At 56.2% G+C, this 12,966-nt stretch carries 9 protein-coding genes; 3 read left to right on the top strand and 6 right to left on the bottom strand.

The window, feature by feature from the left end; all coding sequences use genetic code 11:
• The first annotated feature begins 51 nt into the window (after window positions 1-51).
• Window positions 52-5,562 (top strand): glutamate synthase-related protein, encoded by a 5,511-nt coding sequence (locus HGO37_RS11725; RefSeq protein WP_250983456.1) that lies wholly within the window; start codon window positions 52-54, stop codon window positions 5,560-5,562.
• Window positions 5,563-5,590: 28 nt separating this feature from the next.
• The gene (locus tag HGO37_RS11730) at window positions 5,591-7,366 is read left to right on the top strand and encodes a sulfite reductase subunit alpha (protein ID WP_250983457.1); all 1,776 of its coding nucleotides are present in this window, start codon (window positions 5,591-5,593) and stop codon (window positions 7,364-7,366) included.
• A 76-nt stretch (window positions 7,367-7,442) separates the two neighbouring features.
• Here the strand turns inward: HGO37_RS11730 and HGO37_RS11735 are convergent, their stop codons facing one another.
• The 5 genes from HGO37_RS11735 to fabA all read right to left on the bottom strand — a co-directional run bounded on the left by HGO37_RS11735 (window position 7,443) and on the right by fabA (window position 11,464).
• Window positions 7,443-8,012, bottom strand: a complete 570-nt coding sequence (locus HGO37_RS11735; RefSeq protein ID WP_250983458.1) for a TadE/TadG family type IV pilus assembly protein — start codon at window positions 8,010-8,012, stop codon at window positions 7,443-7,445.
• A 7-nt stretch (window positions 8,013-8,019) separates the two neighbouring features.
• Window positions 8,020-8,613, bottom strand: coding sequence for a TadE/TadG family type IV pilus assembly protein (locus HGO37_RS11740; protein ID WP_250983459.1), 594 nt, complete (start codon window positions 8,611-8,613; stop codon window positions 8,020-8,022).
• A gap of 221 nt (window positions 8,614-8,834) precedes the next feature.
• Window positions 8,835-9,641 carry an enoyl-ACP reductase FabI gene (fabI, locus tag HGO37_RS11745; protein ID WP_192486852.1) on the bottom strand — a complete coding sequence of 269 codons (807 nt, stop codon included), beginning with the start codon at window positions 9,639-9,641 and terminating at the stop codon, window positions 8,835-8,837.
• Window positions 9,642-9,646: 5 nt separating this feature from the next.
• Window positions 9,647-10,870 (bottom strand): beta-ketoacyl-ACP synthase I, encoded by a 1,224-nt coding sequence (fabB, locus tag HGO37_RS11750; protein ID WP_250983460.1) that lies wholly within the window; start codon window positions 10,868-10,870, stop codon window positions 9,647-9,649.
• 78 nt (window positions 10,871-10,948) lie between these two features.
• On the bottom strand, window positions 10,949-11,464 hold the full coding sequence (gene fabA, locus HGO37_RS11755; RefSeq protein WP_192486854.1) for a 3-hydroxyacyl-[acyl-carrier-protein] dehydratase FabA: 516 nt from the start codon (window positions 11,462-11,464) through the stop codon (window positions 10,949-10,951).
• 305 nt (window positions 11,465-11,769) lie between these two features.
• Here fabA and irrA point away from each other — a divergent pair, with 305 nt between their 5' ends.
• Window positions 11,770-12,189 carry an iron response transcriptional regulator IrrA gene (gene irrA, locus HGO37_RS11760; protein ID WP_192486855.1) on the top strand — a complete coding sequence of 140 codons (420 nt, stop codon included), beginning with the start codon at window positions 11,770-11,772 and terminating at the stop codon, window positions 12,187-12,189.
• Between the two features lie 29 nt (window positions 12,190-12,218).
• On the opposite strand, the gene HGO37_RS11765 is transcribed toward irrA, so the two are convergent.
• Complete coding sequence (locus HGO37_RS11765; protein ID WP_250983461.1) at window positions 12,219-12,854, bottom strand: trimeric intracellular cation channel family protein; 636 nt, start codon at window positions 12,852-12,854, stop codon at window positions 12,219-12,221.
• Window positions 12,855-12,966 lie beyond the last annotated feature (112 nt).

A 12,966-nucleotide genomic window follows, 5' to 3' on the forward strand; every position in this document is an offset into this window, starting at 1 on the left:
GTGAAAAAGGTGACGCCTCGCTGCGCAACTGCGCCGGAACGGGAGAGACCGATGAGCGTGAATGACCCTGATTATGGCCTTTATGACATTGCTGCCGAAAAGAGCAGCTGCGGCGTTGGCTTTATTACGCGCAAAGACGGTATACAGACCCATGACGTGCTGAAGCGTGGCCACCAGGCGCTTTGTGCCGTGCCGCATCGCGGTGGCATGTCGGCAGAAGGCGTTGGTGATGGTGCCGGTATCTCGGTGGATCTGTCCCTGTCTTTTTTTCGTCAACTGACCGGCTCTGTCGAACTGGAAGCCGGTCGGTTTGGTGTTGGTAATTTCTTCCTGCCGCAAAACGCCGCCTTCCATGATGAGGCTATAGAGATCATCGAAAAGGCGCTTGAGGAGCAGGGTTTCTCCGTGCTTCTGGTGCGCGACGTCCCGGTTGATAACAGCGCCATTCGTGAAGCTGCGGTTCGTTACCAGCTTCCCATTCGCCAATGGGTGTTTTCGGCCCATGCAGGTTGCCGCGATCGTGGCGAGTTTGACTGGCGTATCCATAAGGCCTTGCTGGCCATCGAAGCCATTGCCTACACGCGCCCGGAACTGTCGGGTTTTTACCCGCTGTCGCTGAGTGCCCGCACCCAGGTTTTCAAAGGTCGTCTCAATTCGACGGAAGTCATGCCATACTTCTGCGACCTGGTGGACCCGCGCCATGAAGTACACACGATGTACTTTCACACCCGCTTCTCCACCAACACCGACCCGCATCCATCCATGGCGCAGCCATTCCGCCTGATGGCGCATAATGGCGAACTGAACACCGACAAGAAGAACCGCCTGTCTGAAGCTGCTGTCGCCTTGGCACGCAATGCCAGCATCATCCGTCCCAAGGGGCAGTCGGATAGCTGCCGTCTAGACCAGACGCTGCAGGCCCGCGTTATGGAAGACGGGCTTGATCTGGTAACGGCTGTCGTTTCGATGATGCCGCCAGCCTGGGAAAATGACGAGACATTGTCGCCGCAAGTGCGGGCGATGTTTGAATATTTCTCCCTTTACGAAGAAAAGAACGATGGTCCCGCCGCGCTGATATTTGGCGATGGCACCATCGTTGGCGCGCGCCTGGACCGTCTGGGCTTACGCCCACTGCGCACGGTCGAAACAGACGAGTATCTCTGCGTAATGTCGGAAGCAGGCCAGATTGCCTTCCCGCCGGAAAGTGTCATCCATCGCGGCCGTATCGAAGCCGGCGGCATGCTGTATTTCGATCAGGCTGAGCGCCGTGCATGGTCGACCGTCGAGGCGTTGGAAATGCTAGCATCGCGCCGCGATTATCCAACGTTGCTGCGTGAAGCCCGTGTCACGCTGGAAGAATTGCCTGAGGTTCCCGCAGAAAATCAGGGATCGCCCCAGCGTTACAATGGCGATCTGGAACGCCATCAGCGTTATGTCGCTTATTCGCACAATCAGGAAAGCTTCAAGTTCCTGATGGACCCGATGCTGGCGACCGGCGCTGAAAAAATTTCTGCCATGGGGTATGGCAACGCCATCAATGCGCTGTCGGATCAGGAAGGCGGCGTTGCGAAGTATTTCTCGCAGCGTTTTGCACAGGTCACCAACCCACCGCTCGACAGTATCCGTGAAGCCGACGGCATGACGTTGCGCGTTGCGCTGGGCGCCAAGCCTAATATCGGCGCAAAGGCTGCCCGCCAGATCGTCGTGCGCTCGCCGATCCTGACCCATCTCGACATGTTGAAAATCCGTGAGCAGACGGAAACGCCGGTTCGTCGTTTTGAGATGCTCTACACCCCAGTTTACAACGATCCCAAGGCCAACGAGGCCGCGTTGCAGGCGGGTATCGACAGTGTTTGCAAAAAGGTCGCAGCCTTCGCTGCCGAAGAGGGTGGCATTGCTGTCATCACCGATCGCCACGTTGCGACTGATCGCGCTGCACTGCCGATGATCATTGTTATCTCGGCATTAAACCAGAAGCTGATCGAGGAAGGCCTGCGCCTTCGCGTGTCGCTGATTGCCGAAAGCGGTCAATTCTCCTCGTCGCATCACATTGCAGCGGCTCTCGGCTTTGGTGCATCCGGCGTTTATCCGCTCGGTGTGCAGTTCCGCGCCGAGGAAAAGTTTGGTGCAGATGCCGACAAGGCCTTCAAGCGTTTCGCCAAGGCTGCTGAAAAGTCTCTGATGAAGACCATGGGCAAAGTCGGGCTCTGCACCGCTGAAAGCTATATCGGCGGTGAGTTCTTTGAACCGAACTTTCTCGACACCAGCGATCCGGTGCTGAAGAAGTACTTCCCCAACGTCAAGACGCCGGTTGGTGGTGTCAACTTTGCCGTTATCGCGCAGGCCGTCGCCGACTGGCACCGCAAGGCGTTGACCGTCAAGGGTGAGAACGACATTCCGCTGCTTGGCTTGTTCAAGGAACGTGCCGAAGGTGCTGGCCATTCCTATGGCACCACGGCTGTGCGTGGTTTCGTTGACATGACCGAGGAAAAGATCACGTTCGACAAGGACGCCGAAAACGGCGTTGGCGAAAACGAAGACGTGTTGCGCCTGCTGCCGCTCAACCGGCTGGAAGATGCCTTCGGCCTCAACGATTCCGCCTATTACCACAACAGCTTCGACCGTCTGACACCGGAGGCAATCGACAAGTTTCAGATCACGCCGGGTTATCGTGCCTTTACCCGCATGATGAGCGAAGAACGTATGCGCCGTCCGTCTGCGTTGCGCGATGTGCTGGACCTGCCAGCTGACGTCACCTTTGCCAATTCGCCAGCAGAATTCCGCAAGGAAATGGGCCGTTTTTCCCGCAAGGGCAACAACAGCTTCATGGTGCGTGGGCTGACGGTTGAGAGCGTTGGTGACGAAGAGTTCCGCCTGCGTCTGACCGGCCCGTCCGGTAGTGACCTGACACGGCTTGCTGCCCTTGGCCAATCACTGGTCATCCGTTTCGGGCAGGATATTGTCGGTCATTGGCTGGAGGGCGGCGCATTGGCCGTTCAGGTCAAGGGACAGGCACTGGATTACCTGTCGCTGATCCACACTGCGCCTGCCAGCATCCCGCTTGAGGATGTTCAAAAGGCAAGTGACATCACCAGACTTCTCGCTTCCGGCGCCATGAGCCATGGCGCGCTGGTTGCCGCCGCTCATGAAGCGGTGGCGCATGGCACCAACATGGTTGGCGGCATGTCCAACTCCGGCGAAGGTGGTGAGCATATCTCGCGTTACGGCACCATACGTGCCTCGCGTATCAAGCAGTTCGCGTCCGGTCGTTTTGGAGTCTGGGCAGGGTATCTTGCTGACCCGATGCTGGAAGAAATCGAGATTAAGATCGGTCAGGGCGCAAAGCCGGGCGAGGGTGGTCAGCTGCCTTCACCGAAGGTCACGGTGGAAATCGCCGCAGCCCGTGGCGGCACACCGGGCGTTGAACTGGTTTCGCCACCACCGCACCACGACACCTATTCGATCGAGGATCTGGCGCAACTGATCCATGACGCCAAAGCGGCGCGTGTGCGAGTTATCGTCAAGCTCGTATCGTCGGAAGGCATCGGCACGATTGCGGTTGGCGTTGCCAAGGCCGGTGCAGATGTCATCAACGTTGCCGGCAACACCGGCGGTACGGGTGCTGCTGCCGTTACCAGTCTGAAATATACCGGCCGTTCGGCGGAAATCGGCATTGCAGAAGTGCACCAGGCACTGTGCGCCAATGGTCTGCGTGCCAAGGTTTTGTTACGGTGCTCCGGCGCACACCAGACCGCAAGTGATGTCGTCAAGTCAGCCCTTTTGGGCGGCGACAGCTTCGAATTCGGCACCACGGCGCTGATGATGCTGAAATGCGTCATGGCCAAGAACTGCAACATCAAGTGCCCGGCTGGTCTCACCACCAACCAGGAAGTTTTCAATGGTGACCCGCGCGCTCTGGCGCAGTATCTGATGAACATTGCCCACGAAACACGCGAGATTCTGGCGGCCCTTGGTCTGCAGTCTCTGGCGCAGGCCCGTGGCCGTTCCGATCTTCTTCACCTTCTCGACCACCCATCCAGTGTTGGCCAGCTTGACCTCCGGGCAATGTTGACTGTGGTTGAGGAGGTGAAGATCGCCAACCCGGTTTACATGGAAAAGGACTTCGCCCTCGATGATGCTTTCATCGAACTGGTGCGTTCGGCCCTGGTTGATGGCAAGCGTGACACCATCGAGCTTGGTGGCAACCGCTTCCTCAACAACTGCAACAAGAGTGTTGGCGGTCAGCTTGCGGTCGATATCGAGCGCATTCTGAACCATGAACTGAGTGATGAACAGGTGGCGACACTGCCTGCCGTCCGCCAGGATGAACGTGGTCGTCGTTTTCTGGAGCCCGGTGCCGTGCGTATCGCCACATCGGGGTCTGCCGGTCAATCCTTCGGTGCCTTCTGCAATGACGGCATGGTCATGGTTCACACCGGCACCTGCAATGACGGCGTTGGCAAAAGTGCCTGCGGCGGCACCATTGTTGTGCGTTCGCCAGGTGGCGGTTCGGCCGAGGCTGGTGGTAATGTTCTGGTTGGCAACTTCGCCCTGTTCGGAGCAACGGGTGGTCGCACCTTTGTTGAAGGGCAGGCGGGTGACCGCTTTGCGGTGCGCAACTCCGGTGCGACAGCGGTTGTTGAAGGTGTGGGCGACTTTGCCTGCGAATACATGACCAATGGTGCGGTCCTGAACCTTGGCAGCTTCGGCAAGGGGTTCGGCAACGGCATGAGTGGCGGTTTCGTTTACCAGTATGACCCCTATGGCGATCTGCCAAAGAAGGTCAGCCACGATTCCATTCTTCTGGGCTCGATCACCGGTGATGATGAACAGGCTGCGATCCACAATCAGGCCGTTCACCAGCTGCTGAGCTGGCATGTTGCCGAAACCGGCTCTGCCAAGGCCGCATGGCTTCTGGAAAACTGGGAGAGCGAGCAGCATAACTTCGTGTACGGCATGCCGCGCGCCTTGCTGCTTTACCAGGACAGCAACGAAATCCTGAAGGCAAAGCCCCGCAAGGAACTGCTGGAGGAACTGGCAACGGCGCTTGCAGCCCATCAGGTTCGCAAGTTCAAGCTGGCCTATCGCGACAAGCGGGCGGTACTGAACGGTTCGGTGCCGGGTTACGGCGAGACCGATACCGAGGAGATGTATGCGCTTCTGAACAATTACACGGTGCTCAGCATGGCGCAGGCCATTGCCATGCAGCGTGTGCCATTGGCGCGTGGCCCATCCGATCCGGCGATTGAAAAGGCGGTACGCAACCTCATTCTGACCGAAGATTTTGCGCTGATGCAACGTCTGCTGAAATATGCACGTGAAGCATTGGCCGACCATAGTGACGAGCAGCTTGCTGTGATGATCGCCGCCAAGCGACTGGACGACTACAGGCAGGCGCTTTCCAAGCGCAACATCCTGTCTATGGACAGCCCGGGCACCTATGGCTGGATCATTCAGCAGAATGCCAGAAACATTGAAAAGATCGGACGCCTGCCGGGCTTCGAGGAACTGTTCGCAGCCAATGCGTTGCCGGACCTTGCCCTCGCAGCCAGACAGAACTGACTGAGACAGATTGAACTGAGTGAGAACGATGAAGATACCCTACATTCCAGAAGATGCTCCGTTCAATGGCGACCAGCGTGCTTGGTTGTCCGGTTTTCTGGCCGGCCTGCACTCACGCATCAGTATTGGTGGTGAAAGCGGTATAGCCGTTGTCGCAGGTCAGTCGCCGAAGGCCGCAGCTGCGGTACTGAATGTACTCTACGGCACGCAGACAGGTAATGCCGAAGGACTGGCGATGGACATAGCGGCCGCTGCCCGCACACAGGGCATGCAGCCGGTTGTCGCCGCATTGGACGATATTTCCATGGAAAACCTCGCCGTTATGAAGCGGGTGATCGTGGTTGCCTCGACCTATGGCGAAGGTGAAATGCCTGACAATGCCCAACTGTTCTGGGATGCGCTTTCCGCCGATACCGCGCCACGGTTGGAAACCGTCAATTTTGCGGTGCTGGCGCTGGGTGACACCGGCTATGACGGCTTTTGCCAGGCTGGCAAACTGATCGATACACGCTTTGAGCAACTGGGTGCCAAGCGCCTGCATGCCCGCCTTGACTGCGATATCGATTATGAAGATGCCGCTGCCGCTTGGATTGGCGAGGCACTGCCCGTCGCTGGCGCTGTCGATGGTGGTGATGCCGCGGCGAATGCAGTTCCAGTCGCTGTTGCGGAACCGGCAAGGGTGAAATCGACATGGAACCGCAAGAGCCCGTTCTCTTCGGTTGTTTCGGTCAATCGTCGCCTGTCGGGTATCGATTCCGGTAAGGAAATCCGCCATTACGAATTCGATCTCGGTGACAGTGGTCTGGAATATGAAGCCGGTGACGCCTTGGGTGTTGTACCATTCAATGATCCGGCGCTGGTTGACGCCATTCTCCAGCGTCTTGGTGCCAAAGCCGATGATGCCGTTGCCGGTCTCGATCAGCCACTTGGCGATGCCCTGCTGAAACAGTTTGAAATTTCGACCCCGTCTCGCGAACTGGTGCAGGATGTTGGCAAGCGTGCCAATCATGAAGAGTTGAACCATATCTTGCGCAATGGTGACAAGCAGGCGCTGGACGCCTTCCTATGGAGCAAGGACACACTTGATCTCCTGTCGCTTAACTCGGCGATGGATTTGAACGCGGCAGATTTTGTGAAGCTGCTGAAGCCGCTGCAGCATCGCGCTTATTCCATCTCGTCCAGCCCACTTGCCGCCGAAGGTAGCGTGCATCTCACCATTGCCAGCGTGCGTTACCACGCGCAGGGTCGTGATCATGGTGGTGTTTGCTCAACCTATCTCGCCGACCGTGTTGCGCAGGGAGAAAATGCTGGCATCTTCGTGTCGCAGAACAAGGCCTTTCGGGTGCCAGCCAACAATGACGCACCCATGATCATGGTTGGTCCGGGCACCGGCATTGCACCATTCCGTGCCTTCCTGCAGGAACGGCAGCAGCGTGGTGCCAAGGGCAAGAACTGGCTGTTCTTCGGTGACCAGCATCGTGCCAATGACTTCATATACGAGCAGGAACTGGGCGAAATGAGCAGCAACGGCGTTTTGACACGCCTTGATCTGGCCTTCTCCCGTGATCAGGCAGAAAAAATCTACGTGCAGACCCGCATGAAGGAAAATGGCAAGGCACTCTGTGCCTGGCTGGAAGAGGGCGGCCATTTTTATGTCTGCGGTGATGCAACGCGCATGGCCAAGGATGTCGACGATGCCTTGCATGATATCGTTGCCACCCATGGCGGCCTGTCAGCGGAAGCAGCGGGTGATTACGTCAATGGGCTGAAGCGCGAGAAGCGATATCTGCGCGACGTTTATTGATTGCCTTGAAAGAAAAAATCCTCGGGGGCGGCCTCGAGGATTTTACGGAATGTTGCTGCGGATATCCCTGGATTGATCAGCAATTTGTGCAGGCAAGCGTCGTACCAGCACGCTGACGGAAGAAGTCTTCCCGCGAGATATTCACCGTCTTGACCTGCGGCGGCATAACGCTTGGCATGAACATCAGCAATTCATGCGGAATGGTCAGTTCCGAGCGGACAAGAAACGTATTGGCAACGGTAAGGGCGCTTGGAATGGTAACGGCCGCACCCACAGCATAAGGCCGTGAGTCATCCTGTGCCCACGACCAGGCGACTGTCGGTTTTGATGACGCATCAATGGAAATGCCGGTAATTTTCAGCTTGAGGCCGGTGATACCGTAAGGCTCGAAAATGCCGTCGGCAGCATTGATCATGGTTTTCAGATAGGCCTTGTTGACGCTGGTCTGCTGCGTCACGATATCGGCGATTGAGCCGGAGGCACGCGTCGCACGTTTTGCCACGCTCAAGCCAATCGTCAGCTCGAAAGACGTGATGTAGACCATCAGCAAAATGGGCACGATAATCGCAAACTCGACGGCACCCATGCCCTCGCGATCTTTCACCAGTCTTCTGAATATTCCGGATAAGCTACGTTGTTGCTTCATCGTCCGCTCAATTGAATCGTGGTTCATTCTGGTAGGCCGATGTTGCGACAATCAGAAAATAGGACGGTACGGAGGCATCCGTCGGGCGAATATTGCTGATATAGGGCCGGATAAGGTCAGTCATGACCTGCCACTTGTAATAGGCGCGCAGCATGTTGATCGTGCCGGGACCGCCCGGTTCGTATTTGAATGCCGATGTGTCGAGGTCACCGTTCTTGACCGGCACCGAGCTCGGCATATCGGCAAAATTGGTAAACGTACGTGCGTCGATAAACAGCTTTTGTGGTATCTTTGCCTCTGTCGTGGAACAGGTAATCATGATGGCAATTTCATTGCAGAACAATTGGCGAAACTGTTCGGCTTCCTTGTCCGTCGTGGAATCGACCTTGTAGGTGATCTGCCCCGTGCGCAGTTTGCGCGACATGTTTTCAACGGCATTGGAAACCAGCTGTTCGCCGGTAAAGGCAATGAAGGTTTCAATGATCGCAAAGATGATCATGAAGTAGGGAATGGCAAGAATTGCGAATTCTATCGCGGCGGCGCCATCGCTCGATTTCCGCAGTTTTCTGATCTGTCCGAAAAATCTGAATACTGAACGCATGAGCGTGACTATCTTCATGATGCATGGCGCCTGCCGATGCTCATCAACGGCAATACGCGGTCACGTTAGAAGCTCAATGTTTAAAATATCTTGCGCTGGTCGGAAGAATGCGACGCAAATGTAGCTTTAACGGTCATTTTTTCGTTGAAATGACCGGTTTCAAAACAAAAAGTCTGCCGTTGATAAAACGGCAGACTCTGATCGTGTCGTCTGAAACTGGATCAGTCGTGATCGGCTTTCGACAGAACCTCAAGCGTTGGCGTCGAGGTGATGTTGAAGCCGCAGTCGACGTAATGACATTCGCCGGTCACGCCACGTGACAAGTTAGACAACAGGTAAAGTGCAGATCCACCGATATCCTCGATGTCGGCCGTGCGACGAAGCGGGGCGTTTTTCTGGTTCCAGGCAAAGATGGCGCGTGCATCGGAAATGCCAGCACCAGCCAGTGTCCGTACCGGGCCGGCAGAGATTGCGTTGACGCGAATATCGCGCGGACCGTAATCCGCAGCCAGATAACGTACAGATGCTTCAAGAGCTGCCTTGGCAACGCCCATGACGTTGTAGTTGGGGATTACACGCTGGGAACCATTATAGGTCAGCGTCAGCATGGAACCGCCATCGGTCATCAGTTCAGCGGCGCGCTTGGCAATTTCCGTAAACGAGAAGCAGGAAATGACCATGGTACGGCTGAAGTTTTCACGCGTCGTATCGGCGTAAAGGCCCTTCAGCTCGTTCTTGTCGGAAAAACCGATGGCGTGAACGACGAAATCGATCTTGCCCCAACGTTCTTTCAAAGTCGCAAAAAGCGCGTCGACAGAAGCAATGTCTTCAACATCGCATGGCACCACGAAATCAGAATTCAGCTCTGCAGCAAGCGGTCTTACTCGCTTGCCCAATGCTTCGCCCTGGTAGGTAAAGGCAAGCTCGGCACCCTGTGCAGAGAGCGCCTTGGAGATACCCCAGGCAATAGAATGGTTGTTGGCCACACCCATGATGAGGCCACGTTTTCCCTGCATGATGCCATTCATGGCTTTTATCCGTTGTAGCGCTGGAATACGAGCGTGGCGTTGGTGCCGCCGAAACCGAAGGAATTGGACAGAACGGTATCGATCTTTGCATTGTCGATACGGCTGCGAACGATCGGCACGCCATTAAATTCCGGGTCAAGCTCGGAAATGTGGGCGCTCTCGCCGATGAAACGCTCCTGCATCATCAACAGGCCATAGATGGACTCCTGTACGCCAGCAGCGCCGAGGGAGTGACCCGTGAGCGACTTGGTGGACTGGATGTGCGGGATGTTGGAACCGAACACTTCGCGGATCGCGCCGATTTCCTTGCTGTCGCCAACAGGGGTCGAGGTGCCGTGTGTGTTGATGTAGTCTACGTCACCCTTTACGGTCGACAGAGCCTGACGCATGCAGCGGATCGCGCCTTCGCCCGACGGAGCAACCATGTCGTAGCCGTCAGAGGTTGCGCCGTAACCGACGACTTCCGCGTAGATTTTTGCGCCGCGTGCCTTGGCATGTTCCAGCTCTTCCAGAACCAGGACGCCCGCGCCGCCGGCGATGACGAAACCGTCGCGGTTTGCGTCATAAGCGCGCGAAGCCGTTTCAGGTGTGTCGTTGTACTTGGAAGACATTGCGCCCATGGCGTCGAACAGGTTGGACATCGACCAGTCGAGGTCTTCATGACCTCCAGCAAACATGATGTCCTGCTTGCCCCATTGGATCATTTCAGCAGCATTGCCGATGCAGTGTGCGGATGTCGAGCAGGCCGAAGAGATCGAGTAGTTGACGCCGTGGATCTTGAACCAGGTGGCAAGTGTCGCGGACGCGGTTGAAGACATCGCCTTCGGCACGGCGAACGGGCCGATGCGCTTTGGGCTGTTGTTCTTCAGCGTGATGTCGGATGCTTCAACGATGGTGCGCGTGGATGGACCGCCAGAACCCATGATGATGCCGGTGCGCTCGTTTTCGCTGATGTCCTTGTCCTCAAGACCGGAATCCGCAATCGCCTGCTTCATGGCAACATGGTTCCATGCACCGCCCTGGCTCAGGAAGCGCATGGCCCGACGATCAACCAGGTCGGTCGGGTCGAGCGAAGGCTTGCCCCATACCTGGCATTTGAAACCGTGTTCGGCGAAGTCTGGCGAGAATGAAATGCCGGACTTTGCGCCTCTGAGGGATGCTGTTACCTCTGCGGCATCGCTGCCGATGGAAGAAACAATGCCGAGGCCGGTGACAACTACGCGTCTCATGAACGTGGACCTTTTCTTTAGATTGTCGCTTGGCGGTCAAAATACCGCCGGGCGCCTGTCAGACTCTAACTGCCAGGTTCAGGCAGTCTTTTCTTTCGAAAGACCAACCCGAAGGTCGGATGCCTGGTAAATGGTTTCGCCATCGGCTTTCAGCCAGCCATCTGCGGTGCCCAGTACAAGGCGACCACGCATGACGCGCTTGAAGTCGATGCCGTATTCAAGAAGCTTGGTGTGCGGGCGAACCATACCCTTGAACTTCACTTCGCCGGTGGAAAGCGCCATGCCGCGGCCTTCTTCACCCAGCCAGCCAAGGAAGAAACCAGTCAGCTGCCACATGCCATCGAGGCCAAGGCAGCCAGGCATGATTGGGTTGCCCTGGAAATGGCAAGGGAAATACCAGTCGTCAGGGCTGACATCGTAAGCTGCACGAATGAAGCCCTTGTCGAAGGCGCCGCCGGTTTCGGATATTTCAGTAATGCGGTGAACCATAAGCATGGGAGGCAGAGGGAGCTGCGCGTTGCCGGGGCCGAAAAGCTCTCCACGGCCGCATGCCAGGATTTCCTCGTAATTGTAGCTTGATTGCCTCGTCGTCATGCTCTTTTCCGTTTCCCCAATACTGTTCAACTCAAATCTGTCTAGAGCATGTGAGGTTCAAAATGAAGCGTTGCAAGGGGTCGGCGGCGCGTCATCATGATGCATGCAAATAACAAATCCTAATGTTCTTTCCGGTCCGCATACAGGAAGCAGTCCTTATGAACCAGAGAAAAAATCAAAAACAAGGCCAATTCACAGGTGTTGCAGCTTCTGCAGGCTATAGAAGCTATTGAAACGTATTCTTGTAAAAGTTATATGCTTTAAGAGATTAACCTGAAATTGGATGGTTTTTAGGAACGGCCTGTATGTCACTAGACGCAAATATCGATATCGGTTCCCGGCTTCGCCGTTATGGCTTGCGCCCGACACGGCAGCGTGTTGCGCTGGGTGACCTGTTGTTTGCCAAGGGTGACCGCCACCTGACAGTCGAAGAACTGCATGAAGAAGCCGTGTTGGCTGGCGTGCCGGTTTCTCTGGCTACCGTCTATAATACGCTTCACCAGTTTACCGAAGCGGGGCTTATCCGTGTGTTGGCCATGGAAGGTGCGCGCACCTATTTCGATACCAACGTGTCTGACCACCACCACTTCTTTGTCGAAGACGACAATGAAGTGCTCGACATCCCGGTCAGCAACATTCAGATCGATAACCTACCGGAGCCTCCTCCGGGCATGGAAATCGCCCATGTGGATGTTGTCATCAGGCTTCGCCGCACCCGCGATTGAACCGCGAATTTCCGACTTTCTTGTCTTTATTATAGAACGTCTTCCGGCGGTCTGCCTGGACGTGTGCGATAACGCGGGAAAGTCCAGCCGAAAATCAATGCGCCGCTTCTGATCGCAAAGGCCGTCGTCACGCCAGCGGCCGATGCAGCGTAAAGCGGAAAGCCCATGGCATTGGCTGCTGTGAAAACGCAGGCGCCTGCCAGTGCGCAGGTTATATAGACCTCAGGGCGCAGCAACACAGATGGTTCTCCCGCAAGAAGATCACGCAAGATGCCGCCGAATGTTGCGGTCAGTGTGCCGGTAACAATGGCAACGGTCGGTGAGCCGGTGGCGGCAAGGCCCTTGGCGGCGCCCATCACGCAATAGGCCGACAGACCGATGGCATCTAGCCAGATCAGTAGACGGTACCGTGACTCGAACAAGTGCGCGGTAAAAAACACCAGGACAGCCACCGAGACACAAACGAGAATGTATGTCGGGTTGAGGACCCAGAAGACCGGAGCGCGACCAAGGACCAGATCCCGCAACGTGCCGCCGCCAATACCTGTTACGGCAGCCAGAAACATGAAGCCGATAAAGTCGAGCTGTTTGCGGGATGCGGCAAGAGCGCCCGTCGCGGCAAACACGGCAACGCCTGCATAATCAAGAAAACCGAGCAGGGTCATGCAATTTACCTCGAATTCAGCAAAACGGCGTCAGTGTCACGCAAGCACAATGGCTTAATTTTTTGGGCCAAGCTTCGCAGACATCCATAGCGGAAAGCAATGCAAAGGAAAA

This window comes from Rhizobium sp. CG4, assembly GCF_023701965.1.
Classification (GTDB): Bacteria; Pseudomonadota; Alphaproteobacteria; order Rhizobiales; family Rhizobiaceae; genus Agrobacterium.